General features: G+C 68.3%; 17 protein-coding genes. All 17 read left to right on the top strand.

Going from position 1 to position 17,243, the window contains the following annotated elements; translation table 11 throughout:
* The first annotated feature begins 1 nt into the window (after position 1).
* The 17 genes from ACZ55A_RS02640 (at position 2) to ACZ55A_RS02720 (ending at position 17,221) form a co-directional block, all read left to right on the top strand.
* Complete coding sequence (locus ACZ55A_RS02640) at positions 2–1,504, top strand: ATP-binding protein (protein ID WP_401854051.1); 1,503 nt, start codon at positions 2–4, stop codon at positions 1,502–1,504.
* A 456-nt stretch (positions 1,505–1,960) separates the two neighbouring features.
* On the top strand, positions 1,961–2,677 hold the full coding sequence (locus tag ACZ55A_RS02645) for a hypothetical protein (protein ID WP_468832002.1): 717 nt from the start codon (positions 1,961–1,963) through the stop codon (positions 2,675–2,677).
* 27 nt (positions 2,678–2,704) lie between these two features.
* Positions 2,705–3,475: a hypothetical protein gene (locus ACZ55A_RS02650; protein WP_468832004.1), complete on the top strand. Its 771-nt coding sequence runs from the start codon at positions 2,705–2,707 to the stop codon at positions 3,473–3,475.
* Positions 3,476–3,693: 218 nt separating this feature from the next.
* Positions 3,694–5,487, top strand: coding sequence for a type IV secretory system conjugative DNA transfer family protein (locus ACZ55A_RS02655; protein WP_468832006.1), 1,794 nt, complete (start codon positions 3,694–3,696; stop codon positions 5,485–5,487).
* A 103-nt stretch (positions 5,488–5,590) separates the two neighbouring features.
* Positions 5,591–5,839 (top strand): hypothetical protein, encoded by a 249-nt coding sequence (locus tag ACZ55A_RS02660; protein ID WP_235445562.1) that lies wholly within the window; start codon positions 5,591–5,593, stop codon positions 5,837–5,839.
* Entirely contained in the window at positions 5,836–7,023 is a 1,188-nt protein-coding gene (locus ACZ55A_RS02665) for a DnaB-like helicase N-terminal domain-containing protein (RefSeq protein WP_468832009.1), read from the top strand. The genes ACZ55A_RS02660 and ACZ55A_RS02665 overlap by 4 nt, the downstream gene beginning before the upstream one ends.
* A complete protein-coding gene (locus ACZ55A_RS02670; RefSeq protein WP_468832012.1) occupies positions 7,020–7,307 on the top strand; it encodes a hypothetical protein in 288 nt (95 codons plus the stop codon). The genes ACZ55A_RS02665 and ACZ55A_RS02670 overlap by 4 nt, the downstream gene beginning before the upstream one ends.
* Positions 7,308–7,380: 73 nt before the next feature.
* Positions 7,381–8,157 (top strand): class I SAM-dependent methyltransferase, encoded by a 777-nt coding sequence (locus ACZ55A_RS02675; RefSeq protein WP_468832016.1) that lies wholly within the window; start codon positions 7,381–7,383, stop codon positions 8,155–8,157.
* The gene (locus ACZ55A_RS02680) at positions 8,154–10,805 is read left to right on the top strand and encodes an SUMF1/EgtB/PvdO family nonheme iron enzyme (RefSeq protein WP_468832021.1); all 2,652 of its coding nucleotides are present in this window, start codon (positions 8,154–8,156) and stop codon (positions 10,803–10,805) included. Before ACZ55A_RS02675 ends, ACZ55A_RS02680 begins: the two co-directional genes overlap by 4 nt.
* A complete protein-coding gene (locus tag ACZ55A_RS02685; RefSeq protein ID WP_238572562.1) occupies positions 10,802–11,062 on the top strand; it encodes a hypothetical protein in 261 nt (86 codons plus the stop codon). The genes ACZ55A_RS02680 and ACZ55A_RS02685 overlap by 4 nt, the downstream gene beginning before the upstream one ends.
* Positions 11,059–12,336 (top strand): hypothetical protein, encoded by a 1,278-nt coding sequence (locus ACZ55A_RS02690; RefSeq protein WP_468832027.1) that lies wholly within the window; start codon positions 11,059–11,061, stop codon positions 12,334–12,336. The genes ACZ55A_RS02685 and ACZ55A_RS02690 overlap by 4 nt, the downstream gene beginning before the upstream one ends.
* A 60-nt stretch (positions 12,337–12,396) precedes the next feature.
* Positions 12,397–13,869 (top strand): hypothetical protein, encoded by a 1,473-nt coding sequence (locus tag ACZ55A_RS02695; RefSeq protein WP_468832031.1) that lies wholly within the window; start codon positions 12,397–12,399, stop codon positions 13,867–13,869.
* Positions 13,870–14,117: 248 nt separating this feature from the next.
* Positions 14,118–14,444: a helix-turn-helix domain-containing protein gene (locus tag ACZ55A_RS02700; RefSeq protein WP_468834572.1), complete on the top strand. Its 327-nt coding sequence runs from the start codon at positions 14,118–14,120 to the stop codon at positions 14,442–14,444.
* Between the two features lie 327 nt (positions 14,445–14,771).
* Positions 14,772–15,383, top strand: a complete 612-nt coding sequence (locus ACZ55A_RS02705; RefSeq protein WP_401854026.1) for a DUF4913 domain-containing protein — start codon at positions 14,772–14,774, stop codon at positions 15,381–15,383.
* A 1-nt stretch (position 15,384) separates the two neighbouring features.
* The gene (locus ACZ55A_RS02710; RefSeq protein ID WP_468832036.1) at positions 15,385–16,188 is read left to right on the top strand and encodes a hypothetical protein; all 804 of its coding nucleotides are present in this window, start codon (positions 15,385–15,387) and stop codon (positions 16,186–16,188) included.
* On the top strand, positions 16,185–16,655 hold the full coding sequence (locus tag ACZ55A_RS02715) for a type II toxin-antitoxin system RelE family toxin (RefSeq protein WP_238572567.1): 471 nt from the start codon (positions 16,185–16,187) through the stop codon (positions 16,653–16,655). The genes ACZ55A_RS02710 and ACZ55A_RS02715 overlap by 4 nt, the downstream gene beginning before the upstream one ends.
* A 38-nt stretch (positions 16,656–16,693) precedes the next feature.
* Entirely contained in the window at positions 16,694–17,221 is a 528-nt protein-coding gene (locus ACZ55A_RS02720) for a hypothetical protein (RefSeq protein ID WP_468832040.1), read from the top strand.
* Positions 17,222–17,243: the final 22 nt, after the last annotated feature.

A 17,243-nucleotide genomic window follows, 5' to 3' on the forward strand; every position in this document is an offset into this window, starting at 1 on the left:
TATGTCCACCCGCACCCGTGCCAGCGCCAGTCCGCTGTTCGTCCCTCGCAAAAGCGACCGCCGCGCTGCCCGCGCCGCCCGCGACCAGTTCGCCGCTGCCCGCGACCAGGCCCGCGACGCCTCACGCCCCCAAGCACGCCGCACCGAACCGGGCATCGACCCCGAGCTGCGGGCCACCTACCCGGCCGCCGGCCGACCCGGTCCGGCCGGCGCCCGCGGCGGCCGTCTCAAGCTCCCCGCCCACCGCATGACGACTGCCACCGCATCCGGCGCGTATCCCTTCCTCGCCGAGGGCGGCCTCGGCGCCCAGGGCATCTACATAGGCCGTGACGTACACGCCGAGGCGGCGTTTACGTACGATCCGTTCGCTCTGTACGGGCGCCTCGATGGCTTCACCAATCCGAACATCCTGCTCGCCGGGATCATCGGCATGGGCAAGTCCGCCCTGGCCAAGTCCCTCGCTCTGCGGGCCGTGGCCTTCGGCTACCGGATCTACGTGCCCTGCGATCCGAAGGGCGAGTGGACCGTCGTTGCCCAGGAGCTGGGCGGCCAGACCATCGCCCTCGGCCCCGGCCTGCCGGGGCGATTGAATCCTCTGGACGCGCCTGCGCGGCCGCACGGCGTCGGCGAGGAGGACTGGGGCAATGAGGTCCGCAAGCGGCGTCTTCTCCTCCTCGGGTCGCTCGCAAAGACGGTCCTGCGACGAGAACTTCACCCGATGGAGCACACCGCTCTCGATGTGGCGCTCGATCAGGCCGTCGCCCACGCCGCAGCACACGGCACCACCCCGTTGCTGGGCGACGTCGCGCACGTACTTGGTTCCCCCGAGCGGCTCGACTCCGCGCTCGGCGAACTGACCGGCCGCCTCGGACACGCGGCCGAAGACCTCGCCCACGCAGTGCGGCGACTCGTGCACGGTGACCTGGCCGGGATGTTTGACGCCCCCAGCACCGTCGCCTTCGACCCGAGTGCGCCGATGCTGTCCATCGATCTCTCGCGGCTGGGCGGGGCCGGCGACGACACCGCCCTCGTCCTGGCCATGACGTGTGCCTCGGCGTGGATGGAGTCCGCGCTCGCCGACCCCACCGGCGGGCGGCGCTGGGTGATCTACGACGAGGCATGGCGCGTGATGCGGCACGTCGCGCTGCTGGAGCGCATGCAGAGCCAGTGGAAGCTCTCGCGTGGTCTTGGCATCGCGAACCTCATGGTGATTCACCGCCTGAGCGATCTGCTGACTGCGGGCGATGCCGGCTCCCGGGGCCGGGCGTTGGCGGAGGGTCTGCTCACCGACTGTTCGACCCGGATCATCTACCGTCAGGAAGCCGACCAACTCACCTCCGCCGCCGCCCTGTTGGGGCTGACAGGCGTGGAGACCCAGGCAGTGTCCGCCCTCACCAAGGGGCGTGGTCTGTGGAAGGTCGCGGGCAGGTCGTTCATTACTCAACACCTCCTCCACCCACGCGAACGCGAGCTGTTCGACACAGACGCCCGGATGCATGCCTGAGCAGCGCCTTTCGCCGTGCTCATGCCTCGGAGGGAGCCGAGCCGCACTTCGGCTCCCTCCGCCTCCCCTTCCTTAAGCATCTGAAGGAATCCATTCCCATGCCTCTGAAGAACACAATCCGCCGTGCCGCACGTCGGCTCGTCCAGCTGTACATCGACGCGGCGAAGGCCAACGCCGCCCAGGGCCACATCCCTTTGGCCACAGGCCCCTTCGGTGCCCTTGATGAAACTCGCCGCACGGCTGGTGGTCACCAGGTAGCACCTCGGGACGCACCGGGACCCGTCATGGCTGAAGCGGCGCGCCCCAGCTCCACGCCCCGGTCAAGCGCACCGATCGCCCAGGGCCAGAGCCGCTGGCCTCGCTTGCGCTAGCGCAAATTCCCGGCATCACCAAACCCGTCTTCGGGCCGCATCCTCGTCGTCCGCACGGCCCCAACCTCTGCGAGGTGCACTTCTCGTGGCGGAAACACGTCCGCACATCACCGTCAGCCACCACGACCGCTACGGCGTCGTGGCAGCGGTTTCGCACGACAACCACGTCGCCGACCACATGCTGCGGCGGGTCGGCTTCGAGCGGCTGCCCGGCAGCGACCTCTACGCCCTCACCGAGCCGGCCCGCGACCCGACCCGCCGAGGGCAACGGGCGGTCCAGTCCCTGCGGGCCGCGCAGTACACCGTCACGTCCGACGCCGCGTACGACCTCAATCCCCGCACCCCGCTCCACACCGACCGAGGTCTCCTCAGCCGGCCGGAGAACCGTTCCGCCGCGCAGGTGCCCAATGCCGGGGAGGCGGCCTTCGCTTCCGCCCGTGTGCTCGATGCCGATATCCGAGCTGCCCGGATCGTCGTGCACGACCAGGTACGCGATCCCGAGGGAACGCTGCGGGCCGTCGGCACCGACGTACGTACCCGCGAGGGACTGCTGCTCCACGGTGAAGGCGATCTGCGGTACGTCGAGGCCCGGCTGGAGCACACCGGTCGCGCGTTCGACGTCTTCTACGCGATGCCCGGCAACGGGCGTCGTGATCCGAGGTTGTCGATGATGCAGCGCCGCGCTCAGGCCGCCATCGCCATCTCCCCGGCCCGTGCAGGCGTCGCACTGCCACAACGACCGGCCGTCGCCGCCACATACCGCGGGGCTTCCGCCACCCAGCAGCCGGTCCGCGCCCGCTAACGCCTCCGACTCGAAGGAGTCTTCGCGATGAAACTGCCCTACGAGCCCGACGTGGCCTTCGGAGTCCACCCCGATCTCGGTGTGGCCGCCGCCGTCGCGGATAACCAGCCGCACCTGGATGAGGTCCTGCGCAAGCACCACTTCCGCTACAGCCAGGACCTGGACGTCTATCTCCTGCCGGAGGGCACCCCGCACAACACCGCAGTGCGGACAGTGGCCGCCGCCACCCGCGAATTCCAGGACGCCGGCCTCACCGTTGCCGCCGACCCTCGCATCATGCTGCCGCCCCCCATCCCTGCACCGGAGGGCGTGACCGCACGCACGATCCAGCCTGGGCAGTCGTTGACCGCGCTAACCGGCGAGCTGCACGAGCTGCGTCGCTCGGCCGACGTCGCCGAGGTTCTGGAGCAGGTCCTCGATGAGCACCACGGTGCCGTAGGCGATCTGGAGGAGTTCATCGACACTGCCGCTGCTTGGTGCGAGCGACTCGACACCCCCAACGGCCGGGAACTGGGCCAGCATCTGCGCTCGATTGCGCACCATGTCGCCTTCCTCGGCGACCGGTTGGCCGACGCGCAGCTCGATCTATCGGCCTTGCCGGACGCGACGCCGCAGGATGCCCCGCCTCTGGCCGAGCTGCCGCTCCCGTCGCGGCACAAGGTCCCCTCCGTGACACACACCACCCGTGCTCGCGCGGCTGTGGCGTCCTCACCAAACCACCCAGCCGGCCTCCCTGCGGCACCGGAAGAGGCGGCCTGCTCCCCGGCCGCGCCACCCAGCCCCCGCCGTACACGCTGACCGCCCACTTCGAGGAGCGGCGGCCTGATCACCCCGGCTGGCCGATCAACCCGTCCGCCGACACGCACACGGCGGCGAGCACGCAGACCGCCGCATCCCCCCGTCCTTAGTCCCCCTCTTTCAACTTCAACAGCCTCCAGGAGCCATGCCGTGATCACCAGAAGAACGCGCCGCCCCGTCCTCCCCTCTCTTCGCGCCGCGCACCCCTGGAACTCACCTTGTCAACGCCACGCACCACCACGCCCTCGACCACCACCGGCACCGACGTCCTCTTCCACCTCCTCATCGCCCTCGCCGGGCTCGGCATGGGAGGAGGTTCGCTGGCCTGGTTGTTCGGCAATCTCGCCAACGCCGTTGTCGGATCCGATCCGTGGGCCGCCTACCGACCTGAAGAGACGCTTCTTCATCCGGAGCGGGTCTGGCCTCATCTGCCGCAGCCCGCCGTGATCACTGGCTGCTACGTCCTGCCCGCCCTCGTCCTCCTGGCCACCGCCGTCGTAGCTGCGAAGGTGTGGCTGCGCTTCCGCAGCAGCCCGTCGGGGCTGGCCACCCGGCGCGAGCTGGCCCCCCTGCTGCCCCGGCAGATCGCCGCAAAGGCCATCGACCTGCGTCCCAGCCTGAAAGGCACCAAGCCCAAGGACATCGATCCCGACGACCGCGGCGTCCTGCTGGGCGCCCTCAAGCCGGGCAAGGCGGAGGTCCGCTCCTCCTGGGAGGACGTGATCCTGGCGATCATGGCCCCCCGGTCCGGCAAAACCTCCGGACTTGCTATCCCCGCCATCCTGCGCGCCCCCGGCCCTGTGCTGCTGACCTCGAACAAGGCGGCGCGCGACGCGTACACCGCAACCATCGACGCCCGTGCCAAGGTCGGGACCGTGTGGACGCTGGATCCGCAGCAGATCGCACATACGCCCCGGACCATGTGGTGGGACATTCTTGCCGACGCCCGTGATCTCGCCGGGGCTCGGCGACTCGCCGGGCACTTCGTGACCGCCTCCGTCGACGAGTCCAGTGCCGGGGATTTCTGGTCCACGGCCGCCGCCAACACCCTGACCGCCTTCTTCCTGGCCGCCGCCCACGCGCGACGTCCGATCACAGATGTGCTGGCCTGGCTCGCCTCACCGGCCGACCGTACGGCGATCGATCTGCTCCAGGACGCCGGGTTCGACGCGGTCGCCGCCCAGCTCCAGGGCACCGTGGCCGGGGCCGTCGAGACTCGCGACGGCATCTTCGAAACCGCCCGGCAGTACGCCAGCTGCCTGCTTGACCCGGACATCGCCGCCTGGGTCACCCCGCCCAACGAACTTGAGAACGTACGGGAGTTCAAGCCGGAGGAGTTCGCGACCGGCACGGACACCTTGTATCTGCTGTCGAAGGACGGCGGCGGTTCCGCCTCGGCGATCATCGCCGCAGCCGCCGACGTGGTGATGCGCGCCGCGGTCATGCAGGCCGAGCGCGACGGCGGACGTCTCGATGCTCCGCTGCTGGCGATCCTGGACGAGGCCGCCAACGTCTGCAAGATCTCCGACCTGCCGGACCTGTACTCGCACCTCGGGTCCCGCGGCGTCATCCCTATGACGATCCTGCAGTCCTACCAGCAGGGCGTCCGCGTCTGGGGCCAGGCTGGCATGGACGCACTGCTCTCCGCGTCAACGATCAAGTTGATCGGCTCCGGTATGGACGACGCCGACTTCGCCGACAAGATCTCGCGCCTGGCCGGCGACCATGACGTGCGTACGGTCTCGGTCTCCACCGGCGAGTCTGGCAAGTCCACCTCGGTCTCGATGCGCCAGGAGCGCGTGCTCCCACCCGACGTGCTGCGCGCCATGCCCAAGGGCACGGCCTGCCTGATGGCCACCGGCATCCGCCTGGCCCTCATCGACCTCAAGCCCTGGTACAAGGGCCGCGACGCCAAGCGGCTGGGCACCGCGTCCGACAAGGCCACCGCGGCCATCACCGAGCGCGCAGCCGCCAAGGCGCTACGCCAGGACGACTTCGGCCCGGCGGCATGAACCGCCTCCACCACCCCCGCACCCGGCCGCCGGGGTGCCTTCCGCGCCCCACGCCCCGTCATCCGATCCTCTCCCCTGATTCCCCGTCTCGTGAGGTGCTCCCATGACCCAACCCCCACCGTCCTGGGCGTCCGTCCGCCGGTCCGAGCGGCTTGCCGGCACTCCCGCCATACGGCGCGGCGGTCACTGGTGGCTCGTCTCCCCCGCCGGAGCCATGCTCGCCTCGGACCACGCCTTCGCCGCCGAACTGGACAATTACGCAGCCGATTTTGCCGCCGCAAACCGTGCCGTCGGCGAGCTGCACGCCGGGCACAAGGCAGCACGCAATCCCGCGCGGGAGGCTTGGCGATGACTCCGCTCGTCCATGCCGAGCAGGCGGTCCTGGGTGCGGTCTTTCTAGCCCCCGGCCAGCTTGACCGGCTCTCGCCCTGGCTGCGACCGGAGCACTTCTCCCGTCCCGCGCACACTGCGATCTACGCCGCGATGCTCAAGCTCCGGGCCGACGGCCACCCAGCTTCGAAGGAACAGGACGCAGGTCCCGTACCGAGGTCCTGGGTGACCGACACGGTCGCCGAGGCAAGCAAGCACGCCCGGGGACTCACCGCCTCCTACGCGCACTCCCTGGTATCGGCCTGTCCTCGCCCCGAGCATGCGGTGGTCTACGGACGGATGGTGCTGGAAGGTGCCATCCACCGCAGTGTCGCCCAGCACGCCACACGACTGCACCAGGCCGCCCACGCCGACGCCATCCGCGTCGGCATCGAGGAAACAGTGCATCACGCCGAGGTCCTGTCTGACGTGCTGGCCGATCTCGCGCGCCGCTGGGGAGGCGAGCCCCGGCCCGTAGCACCCCCGGCGTCAGCCCCATCCCCTGCCGCTCATCCACAGCCGGTGGATGCACAGCTCCTGGCCGACGAGGAGTTCCTCCTCGGGTGTCTCAGTGCGCGTCCTCAGAAGCTGGACGAGGTGGTGGGCTGGCTCCACCCCAGCGATTTCGCCGATGCCGGCCATCAGCAGATCTACCGGTCCCTGGGCGCGCTCCACCATCGGGGCGAGCCCATCGACCAACTCACCGTGCTGTGGGAGACCCAGCGCCGAGGCGCGCTGGCCGACCGGACCCTGGACACGGAACGTGTGCTGCGGATCTGTGACCCGTCGGCGTTCGCGGGGTCGGCGGAGTACGTCGGCGAGCAGGTCGTCCGAGCCTCGCTCATGCGGGCGGCCGCCGTCGCGGCGCGGCAGGTGCGCGCGCTGGCCGACGACGAGTCGCTGGCACCTGGTCGGCTGATCGGCTACGCCCTCCACGCGCTTGGGCCACTGGATCACGTCCGCCGCCGCTGGCGCATCGCCACCGGCGCCGAGTCCGAGCCCCCTCGCGCTGCCGACCAACCGGGCGCTGCCCCGCCGGCTGCCCGCATCGAAGCGGCCCGATTCCGCAGCCGCCCTCACCTCACTGGCACAGCCCCTGCCACGGCACCCACCGCGGCCTCGCGTCCCGCTGTCGCAGGCCGCCTCCACCGCCGGAGTCCGTCATGACCAATCACACTGGGCGCGCAGCCCTGGAACACAGCGGGCTGCACGCCATTGCTGAAGATTTCGACGGCCTGCATGCCGACATCGGCGTTCCTGCGGCACCGCGTGATCTTCCCGACGTCGCGACCGCGTCCAAGCAGCTCGCCACGCTGACGAGACTGGTCGAGGATCTGTCGGACGAGGTCCTCTTCCGTGCCGTGGCTGATGACCCCGAACTCGATCTCGGGCTGGTTATCCACGGGTACACCTCGGCGGCGGCGCCCACTCTGGCCAGAAACCGTGGCTGATCGGCTCCATGGAGTTACGGGAGGAGTAGCCTGACGGCAGGTCAGCAGAGCCGTATACCCGGGCGGGGGGACTGTGGAGCGGCGGGATGTTCAGGGACATTACGAGCGGCTTGCTGCCGACTACGACGAACATTGGGCATATGGGCCGCACCACGTCACCTGGATGTCTGCACGCATAGTCGAGAGCCTGCATCTGTCTTCCGCTGACCGAATCGCCGACATCGGCTGCGGCACAGGGGTGTTCGCACGCGAGGTGGCCCGGATCATCAACCCGCAGCAGGCCATCCTCTGCGTGGACCCATCACTGGCGATGCTGCACCAGATCGGTACGCCACCACCCGCCGGCCTGACGCCGATCGCAGCCTCGGCAGAAGACTTCGCTGCTGGAAGCGTCCAGTTACCGTACGAGCAACTGGACGCCATCTGGCTGAAGGAATCGGTGCATCATGTCGCCGAACCCGCCACCACCCTGCATAGCCTGGCCGGTCGGCTTGCCCCCGGCGGTCGCCTACTCGTGGTCATGCTGCCGACCAGCATCGAGTACCCACTGTTCCAGGCGGCGCGCTCCCGCTTCACAGAACTCCAGCCGGACCCCGAACTCGTCCTCGACCACCTGCGGGCGGCCGGTTTGCAACCCCAAATCCGCTATATGACGTACGAGTTACGTCTCGATCGCGACAAGTACATCGGCATGGTGCGGGCCCGCTACATGTCCGTGCTCTCCACGTTCAATGACAGCGAGATCGAGAAGGGAATCGATGAGATGAGAGCCGCGCATCCGGAGCCGGTGCTCACCTTTCCCGACCGCTTCGCCTTCGTACTGGGCGTGAAACCGGGTGGTGGGCGATGAGCATGGTGGTGGACGAACGACTACAACGGCTCCGCAGCGAGCTCGATGACCACTCCCGTGTCGCCGACCGTCTCGGTCTTGATCTCGAACGTCCCTTACGCAGCCTCAATGACGGCTACCCGGAGAACGCAATCTCCCTCGTCGGCAAGCTGACGGAGAAGCTTCTCAAGGAACTGTGGCGGCACCATGGCATCGAAGGCGACCCATCGGGCCGAGCCCTTAATGACCTGGTCAAGCGGTGCCAGCCGCATATCCGCAGCAGTACCGTCCTGAACGCGCTGGATGACATCCGCCGTCTGCGCAACCGGTCCACGCACGACGGCTACGACATCTCCGACGAGGACGGGCTGCTCGCGGTACGCCGACTCGTCGACGTTCTGGTCTGGTTCACAAGTACCAGCAGCTCCGCCCTGCTGGGCGGAGAGCCACACATGGATCCCGAGGTCGCCCGTCGCTGCGAGTTCCTCGCCGGGCTATACATCACTCTCGGCTACCGTCAAGCCAAGCGATTCGTCCTTACCTCCGACACGGTCTACCAGCTCTTCTGCCGTGAATCGGGCATGCGCCTGGAGTACGTCGAGCTGATGGTCTCGCAGGACGTGGACGACCTGCGCGCCGTACTCACCTCCAATGACGGTGAGCTGCTACGTACCCGCCTGCCCAAGCTCACCCGATTCGTCATCCTCGACGAGGCCAGTGACGACGAAGAGTTGCCCGGGCCTGTCCGCGAACTGCTCGGCCGCGACTACCGGCTGGTGCGCTACGACAGCTTCATCGACAGGCACGTCGACCTTGCCGCCCACCTTGCCGACGTGACCCCCGCGGACCGTGCCGAGCCACGCAAGGCTGTCACCGCCACCGTGCTGTCAACCGACGCCCACACGGGAGAGTCCCTCATCCACACAGCCGAGGACGCAGCCACCCTCCTCGGCCGCCTTGCCCATGGCCAAGCCAACGTTCTGATCACCGGTCGTCCCGGCAGCGGTAAAAGCACACTGCTCCGAACGCTGGCCGCGGACCCCGACGCGCGGCGGTTTCGCTTCTACTTCGACCTCAGCCTCAAACCGAGGGACGAGACCTTCCCCGAATACGCCGCACGCCTGCTGTCCCCGTGCATGACCGCGGACCGCTCCCGTGCGTACGACCTGTTCCTCTACCTGATCCGGTCCGGCTCTGCGTTGTGCGTCCTGGATGCGGTTGACGAAGGCGTGGACGAGGCCAGCCCCGCCGGCTTCCTGCGACTCTTCGCGGATCTGGCCCCGGTGCTCTCCGCTGAGTCCACGGTGGTCATGAGCTCGCGGGTGTCGTTCCTCGCCGACTCCCCCCAAGTCCGTCAGCTCTTGGACAGCGGAGCCGCCCGGTCCGAACAGCTGGTTGAGCAGATGTACGCGAACGGAGTCGACCCGGCCCGAGTACCGCACTTCCACCTCCTACGGCTCGCCGACCCAGATGCCACGTTCCTGGAGAAGCGACTGACCGCCCTCCTCCAACCTGCCTCGCCCCAGCCTCTCGACGCATTGCTCGGCACACACATCACAAAGACCCTCGCAGACCAGGGGCAGGTCGATACCGAAGCGCGGCTGCCGGCAGTCTTCGGCAGGGCCTTCCTCACCGATCAAACGGTCTTCTCCCTCCTCGACCTGCACCGCGACCTTGGCCCTGGCGCCTTCATCGACGGCCGTCTCGAACTCGACAACTGCGTGCTCGCTCCCCTGCTGCGGCCGGCCGGTCCGTACCAGGTCGCCTTCGTCCACACCGCCTACCAGGAGCTGCTAGCTGCCCGATTCCTCGCCACCCCAAGCGGTCGTGAAGAGGCGGCAGACCTGCCTGGCGGTGCCTTCATCACCGAGCAGGTGCGAGCCTTCCTCGCCCGCATACCGGCGGTTGTTCCTACCGACAATTGCGTCCTTCCCCCTGGGGTTCACCTCGTAGGCCCGGCCGAACGGCTCTTGTTACGCCGCGTACGACACGCGATCCGCTTCGACCGCCACGCCGTCACGGTCGCCCGCTACCGCCGCTTCCTCTATGCCCTACGGCCCGACGGCACCTCTCCCTGGGACCACCCTGACCAGCCAGACAACATCACCCACACCCCCTGGACCGACCGGCTCCGCGAAGCGGATTACTACCGCAATGCCCGCTACGACGACTACCCAGCCATTTGCGTCAGCTGGTGGAGCGCCTTCGCGTTCTCAGCTTTCGAAGGCAAGCGCCTGCCCACCGCACTGGAATGGGAAGCCGCCGCTCGCGGCACGGACGGCCGTCTCTTTCCCTGGGGCGACGAACCGGACGGCGCGCCAGTCAACTGCGCTGACACCTGGGTCGGTCACCCCGTGGTGACCTTCCACGCCTGGCAGCAGGAGTTCGCCCACGAGGCACTTCGCCGAGCCTGGGTCACCCCCGTCGGCGACAGGGCCACGAACCGCTCCCAGTACGGCATCACCGATATGGCAGGGAACGTCTGGGAATGGACCTCCACCAGCCTGGATGACGCCGGCGAAGCGGTCATCTGCGGTGGCAGCTACGACAATCCGCTGCGCGCCGTGCAAGCGAGCAGCAAGGGCATCTACCGGAAGCGTGGCTGCAGTAACGCGGTCGGTTTCCGTTGTGTACAGGACATCACCGACCCAGAGGCAGCCATCTCATGAGCGAGGCGCGGCACGGCATCATCGTCGACCGCCGGCCCACCGGCGGAGGACAGACCGGAACGGTGGGCGCCTTCATCGTCCAGGACGAGGCGGACGGTCGTTACTACACCTTCGACTACACGCAGATCGTCACCGAAGGCTTCCGCACCATCCGTACGGGCGAACGCGTACGGTTCCATGCGGCCACAGACCGCCCCGGTGGCGCGGAGTTCGTGGTCAGGCTCGACCAGCCAGACCCGGCCGAGTACTACCGATGACCATTGATTTAGAGGCGATTGCCGGGGCGCGGCAGATCCTCGTGGTTGTGCTCCCAGTACGGTTGCTGCGCACTCCGGACTGGGCGGAGGGGCCCTTCCCGTTCGAGGTCGGCAGCAGACGGACGGATGCAGCCACCCGCGCGACCTATTTCGCACCCGCCTCCGCCAGAGTGCTGTACGGGTCGTCGGATCGTCCCTGTCGCTGGCATCGGATGATCTCAATCGTCCACGATGGGCTGCAGCTGCAGGGCTTGGAGCTGCTGCGTACCGCCGCGGGACGAAGCCACGGGCACGGTCTGGCGGTGTTGCACTTCACCGTGGACAGACCACTGCTTCCGGTACTGCGAGCGATCGGCCACCGGCCCTACGCCGACCGCGACCCACTCACCGGTCCATTCGCGCCGCAGCAGCTCTTCGGGCCGGTGGCCGAAGTTCGAGACGACACTGACGCGTTAGCGATCGCCCGCCCTTACACCATCGCCCTCCTCACGCCTGACGCCCACCACACGCCCGCGCTTCGGCCTGAGCCCACGGCAGAACTGCCGGCTACCGCCGACTCCTGGCTGTGGCAGCTTGCATCCCGTTCCACACCACGCGACTTCCCCCTCGCTCCGGAAACGGCAGCGGACGAATTCGATCAAGCTGTGCGCATCTCCGCCGACTGGAGTGCTCTCGTGCTGCGGCATAGCGCCGCATTCCTCGGTCATCGCGCCGACGCCGGCGAGGGCGACTTCTACGACTTCGCGGCCTTGCACGCCCGCACGGTCTACCTCGACGCACTCCTCCTGGGCACACTCCAGCGCGACCACATCGACCAACTCACCGACGAACTCTCCGGAGTGTTCGACGGCCCGCACCTATCCGCCCAAGTCGGCTCGCTGGAAAGGAACATCGCGCTCTTCCGCAGCACTTACTGGCGCCAGCACCTCACCGCCCACGGCCCGGCGAACGAACTACTTCTTGCCTTCCAGGCTCAGTACCGATTGCCCGAGCGTTTCGCAGAGATACTGGCCGAAGCCGCGGACTACAGCCGACTGGTCCAAAACCAGGAAAGCCAGCAGATCAGCGGCGCTCTCGGAGTCCTCACCATCCTCGGCCTCCCCCTCGGTACGGCTCTCAGCGTCCTCCAGGTCCTCGGCGACCAGTCCACCGCCCACCTGCTCGTCGCCCTCGGCCTGTCGATCGTCGCCACCGCCGCTGCCCTCACCACACGGTACGGACGCCTCGTCGTTTCCTCCCTCCGGGGTGGTGCTGGCCCTGAGCCGCCCGGCTAAGGGCGTGCAGATCATCAAACTGTGGGACGCGGGTGACGTGCCCGGCGCAGAATCACCAGCATGTTCACCCCTGATTCCGGTGCCTCCGCCGGCGACTCGGCCTCCGGTGGTTCCCGGCCGTCATCGCCGGGCGCGACAGATGCTGTGCTCCCTGCCGTCGCGATGGGCGGCAAGGTGCCCTTCAATCGTCGCGTCTACATGGTGATCGAGGTCATAGACCGCCCCGAGGAAATCGATCTTCTGACTCAGTTGTGCGAGTCATTGGGTTGGCCCGTACGGCTGCCGCTCGCCCAGGAGACGTCACTGGCGCCGCAGGGCGACTGGACCGTCAGGATCGTCGAAGCGCGTATACGCAGCGTGCGCGACGGGGCGGTGCAACAGGCGGTGGCCACGTTCGACACGCTTGCCCAGGACGCCGACATATCCGCGAATTGCCGAGACGCCACGCTGGTGGAGCCGGTGCACCGGCCCCTCATCGAATGGCATTTGCGCGGCAGGCGCCAGTCACCCACTCGGCACCTGCGACACTCAGCACATCTGCTGACGAGGACCGCTGGCCACGATCAGGCCGCTGGCACCGTGCGCCTCGTACGCATCCCCACCTCGCTTGACGAGCCGCGTCTTCGCCGGTTGGCCCGCAGCCGTCGTTCCGCGCGTACCGAACTCTCCCGGCATCCGCTGCCGGGGCGTGAGTTGGACGCCGATCGGCACGTGCTGACGATGCCCAAGACCCGTGTGGCGTGGCAGACGGCCGCCATGCTGGGCCTGCTCTTCGTGGCGGCGATGCTGATCCTGTTCGGCGCCGGTCTGTGGTCGGCGATGGGTCTCGACGATCCGCGCGTCGGCGCTCCCGTCCTGTTGCTGATGGTTACCTACGTGCTGGTGGGCACGGTACTGGCCCTTCGCGATACGGCAACCCATCGGGCCGTCCCATGGCTTCTTCCCCTGGCTGCACCGCTGGCCGTGCCGCTGGTCCCGTGGCTCGGGACGCTGGTCCAGCGCGCCTATCTGTCGCCGTTCGAGTTGGAATTGCCGCCAGGGAAGGAAGGGGTCGGAAGCGTCCTCGCCGGCACTTGGGTATTGTCCGTGTTCCTCGGCACGTTGTTCCTTTTCATCGCCTATCTCGGCTGGATCCGATTTCTGAACTCGTCGGTGGACGCGCGGGGTTCCTGGACGTCGTGGACCTTCATGCTGAGCGTCGGCACCGGCCTGGCAATCGCCTTCTCCCTGGTCGTTCTGCTCGGCGCGGGCCAGAGCGGCGTAGCAGACCGACGGCTGGCGGCTCAGGGCAAGGACATCCCCGAGTACTTCGGCCTTAGCGCCGACTATGTCTGTGTGGCGCTGCCCTCCGGTGACACCCCGTACTACGGCGTCCGCCCGCCGACCGATCGCCCCGTCATCTCCTTCGGCCAGACAGGCGACCGCATCGAGCTCTGGATCCCCAGCGCCCGACAAAAGGCAAGCCTCCGCCTTGAGGATGCCCGCATCAGGGTGGTGCCCCACCTCGACTCGTCTTGCGGGACGGCCGAGTGAGCTCCATGCTCCACGTGCCGTCGAGGATGCGGATGCCCAAATCGATGCCCTCGCCATGACCCAGCATCGATTCCACGGGGACGGGAACTACACCCTCCTGCCCCGACCACCCCGGCACCCCGAGCGCGGACAACGCAGCCCCGATCGTCTGACCGGCAAAGGCACCACTGCGGCCTGCGGCTGCATTACTGCGCAGCTCGGAGCTGACCGGCATGCCCGAAGTGGAACTGAACCGCCTCGTCGACGAAATGGAGCCTGATCTGGCCGGGTTGCGTGAGCGTGAACGGCTCCGTCAACGCGGGGGTGAGCGACGCCGTGCTCCCGGAGCAGGCGCCAAGGACAAACTGACCACGGCCGACCGAGTCCTGGCCACCGTGCTCTACCTGCGCAAACTTGGCGCCCGATACCTGCCAGCCCAGCTCTTCGGCGTCAACGGCAGCACCCTCACCCGGGCGGTTCACCAAGTCCAACCCTTACTGGCCGAGCGGGGCCACGCCATCGGGCCCGACGCCATCAGGTTCCGCACCCCCACTGATGTGACCGCCTTCCTCGCCCTGATCAAGACGGCATGTTGATTCTCTGCGAGCCACCTAAGCGCACACCTGCACTTGGCAAGCAGCCGCGAGGGGCACCCTTCGTCGGAGCCGCGGATCAACATCAGCCACACCGTGATCTCGTCCGCGTGCCACCACGATGAAGCGGAACAACGGCAGTACCACCGCCGACAGCCCCGACCGCAAGCCACTCCCGGCCGGCGCCCATGTGTGCCGGTTTCGTCGCAGGGCTGCCCGCATCGCCTAGCACTCTGAGCGGTGCGTCTACACCAGTTTTCCGGCCAGGCCAAACCTGGGGTTTTCCGGACCCTCGACACCCCAACCACCCGATCTTGCGGAGGGGTAGTGATGTCCGGACCCACCCACGATGGCGACAAGTCTGTGCGCATACCTGATCACGACCTGGACGACCTCGTGTCCACAGTCGCGCGGCTGGTCGCGGAGAGTCGCAAGCAGAGCGAAACGCTCGCCCGGCTCACCGACGACCCGCCGCTCACAGAGGCTGACGAGCCTGCGGACCGCACCGTCGAGCCCGGCGCGGTGCCGGTCAGCGGCCGGAGCGCGGACACGCAGGACTCGCAGCTCGACGGCCCTTCGTCCGTCTTCATCCTGGCGCTCGACGGCAAGGCATACGCCGAGGAACTCGCCGCGCTGACCAGCTGGGTGCATCACCTGCTCCTGCCGGTCTACGGCAGGGAGATCACCACCGGCCGCCCATGGTGCCAACAGTGGCAAGAACACCCCGAAGCCGTCGCCCGGCTGCACGCCCTCTGGCTCGCCTGGCAGCAGCTCACCGACGTCGAGACCGGCCTCACCGGCCCCTCGACATGGCACCGCGACCACCTCGACCCAGCGCTGCTCCAACTCCGCACGCCGGACGGGCCCTTCGGCGCGTGCACCACCAGCCCGGCCCGCCCCAACCACCGGCTCCTGGCCTCGCCCGAGCCTGCCGGAGTCTGACATGGCGAACACCTACGCCCCGGTGCCGGACTACCGGATCGAGGGCTTCGAAGCCGCCACAGAGCGGATCGAGGAGGGCTTCCTCTCGCTCACGCTCTCGGACGACATGTTCGTGCCCCTTGCCGAGCACCACAGCCCTGACGGCCGCGACACATATCTGCTGCTGTACGACCGCGCTGCGATCTGGGGCATCCCCGGCATGGCGGAGTACGTCTCACTGCACATCACCCGGGACGTTGAGCAGCGAACATTCGACTTCGAGTACGAGAGCCACCCTGTCATTCCGCTGGCACAGAACTGGCTTATCCGCCAGGGCTGCCCGGCCGAATCGGCGAAGCTGTCCAATAACCACGGGCCCCGGCCCGCCGACGCGCTCACAGCCCGCCTTGATGATCTGCTCAGGGCCAACCCGGACGACCGGTACAAGGTCATCGACCACTACACCCACAACCCGTCTTCCTTCGACTTCGGCATCGAGGTGCGGACGCTCGTCTACGACAGCCACCCCGACTCCGCAAGCGCTCCGTACCGCCTCTTCCTCGAAGAGACCACCAAGGACTTTCGCTCCTACACGGTGCGGGAGGGAGCCTTCGCCACCGCCGAAGCAGCAGATACCTGGGCAATGGAGCAGTCCACTCCGCTCCCCCTGGCACCGGCACCCCAAGGCACGGTCGGCCTCCGGGCAGAAGCTGCTCGCGCCTGCTCAACGGTCAAGGCCGGCAGCCTCGCCGTAGCCCCGCCTCCCGTCGCACCACCTCGGTCTACGGCGGCTGCGCCGGCACCTCCGCGTCGGAGCGCGCCGTGAACCGGGCCCGGTACGCCTTCGCGGCACACCCCGAAGCCCTCGCCGACCTGCGATCCGTCCCAGAGGACATCCGCGACCTGGCCCTGCTGGAACTGCAACACCTGGTCCACGGCAACGAACGCGGAGCCGCCCTGCAACGCGAACTGGCGGGCTGCCACAAGGTCTACGTAGATCCGGAAACCCGATGGCGGCTCGTCATCCAGTACCGGGACGCTCCGACCTCCTCCCAGCACAAACGGGAGATCTACCTCCTGGCCGTCGGCGAGCGTCAGGACCATGCCGCCTACCGAACCGCAGCGCGCCGACTGGAGCGCGAGCGGGAGGCATCCGCCAGTACGCCACCTCTCGGGCGTCGCGCCCAGGCAGCCAGGGCCCGCTCCCCACACGGCCGCAGCCAGGCCAACGCCCATCCGCAGGCACCTGCGGCTCCCACCGCGCAGCCACGGGCCCGACGCACCCGCTCGTGATCCCCAGCTCTTCGCACAGCACCGCACGAAGGATGTTCATGTCTCCCTCCACCCCGCCGGGACTCGGTACACGGCTCGTCGCCGACGCCCTTGGAGTCGACCGCCCCACCGACTTGCTGGCCCGGTACAACTTCCTCAGCCCGCACGGCCAGATGGCTGCCCTCATCGTGGATGCCGCCTGGAAGGTCGACGACCTCGACCACAAGATCGTCCAGGCTTCCCGGTCCGCCTACCGAGAGCTGCAGGCGATCGAGCAAGGCGTCGGCAGCACGGTCCTCGGCACGATCGGCGCGGACATCACCATCCTCGCCGAACGCCGCGGCCAGAGCGCCGATCATCTGAAGGCTCTGACCGGCGCATACAGGCGCTCGGTACCTCAAGCCGAGGACTCACCGGCCACGGAGCGACGCCGCTCCGCGTCCCGCGCACAGGCCACATCGACCCCGGCTTCCCCGGTACGGGCCGCAGCCCTGCGCACGGCTGCGGCACCGCCTGTCCCCGCTGCCCCGATATCCCCCGCCGTCACCTCACCCGCGCCCGCAGAACGCCCCGTGCGCTCCCGCTGACGGCGCACGACCGATACTCAGA

This window comes from Streptomyces sp. NPDC034111 (assembly GCF_055575375.1).

Excerpts from the sequence above, each read along its gene's own strand:
- ACZ55A_RS02640 (WP_401854051.1), top strand. The coding sequence starts at position 2 with ATGTCCACCCGCACCCGTGCCAGCGCCAGTCCGCTGTTCGTCCCTCGC.
- ACZ55A_RS02650 (WP_468832004.1), top strand. The coding sequence starts at position 2,705 with ATGAAACTGCCCTACGAGCCCGACGTGGCCTTCGGAGTCCACCCCGAT.
- ACZ55A_RS02660 (WP_235445562.1), top strand. The coding sequence starts at position 5,591 with ATGACCCAACCCCCACCGTCCTGGGCGTCCGTCCGCCGGTCCGAGCGG.
- ACZ55A_RS02665 (WP_468832009.1), top strand. The coding sequence starts at position 5,836 with ATGACTCCGCTCGTCCATGCCGAGCAGGCGGTCCTGGGTGCGGTCTTT.
- ACZ55A_RS02670 (WP_468832012.1), top strand. The coding sequence starts at position 7,020 with ATGACCAATCACACTGGGCGCGCAGCCCTGGAACACAGCGGGCTGCAC.
- ACZ55A_RS02680 (WP_468832021.1), top strand. The coding sequence starts at position 8,154 with ATGAGCATGGTGGTGGACGAACGACTACAACGGCTCCGCAGCGAGCTC.
- ACZ55A_RS02685 (WP_238572562.1), top strand. The coding sequence starts at position 10,802 with ATGAGCGAGGCGCGGCACGGCATCATCGTCGACCGCCGGCCCACCGGC.
- ACZ55A_RS02690 (WP_468832027.1), top strand. The coding sequence starts at position 11,059 with ATGACCATTGATTTAGAGGCGATTGCCGGGGCGCGGCAGATCCTCGTG.
- ACZ55A_RS02695 (WP_468832031.1), top strand. The coding sequence starts at position 12,397 with ATGTTCACCCCTGATTCCGGTGCCTCCGCCGGCGACTCGGCCTCCGGT.
- ACZ55A_RS02700 (WP_468834572.1), top strand. The coding sequence starts at position 14,118 with ATGGAGCCTGATCTGGCCGGGTTGCGTGAGCGTGAACGGCTCCGTCAA.
- ACZ55A_RS02705 (WP_401854026.1), top strand. The coding sequence starts at position 14,772 with ATGTCCGGACCCACCCACGATGGCGACAAGTCTGTGCGCATACCTGAT.
- ACZ55A_RS02710 (WP_468832036.1), top strand. The coding sequence starts at position 15,385 with ATGGCGAACACCTACGCCCCGGTGCCGGACTACCGGATCGAGGGCTTC.
- ACZ55A_RS02720 (WP_468832040.1), top strand. The coding sequence starts at position 16,694 with ATGTCTCCCTCCACCCCGCCGGGACTCGGTACACGGCTCGTCGCCGAC.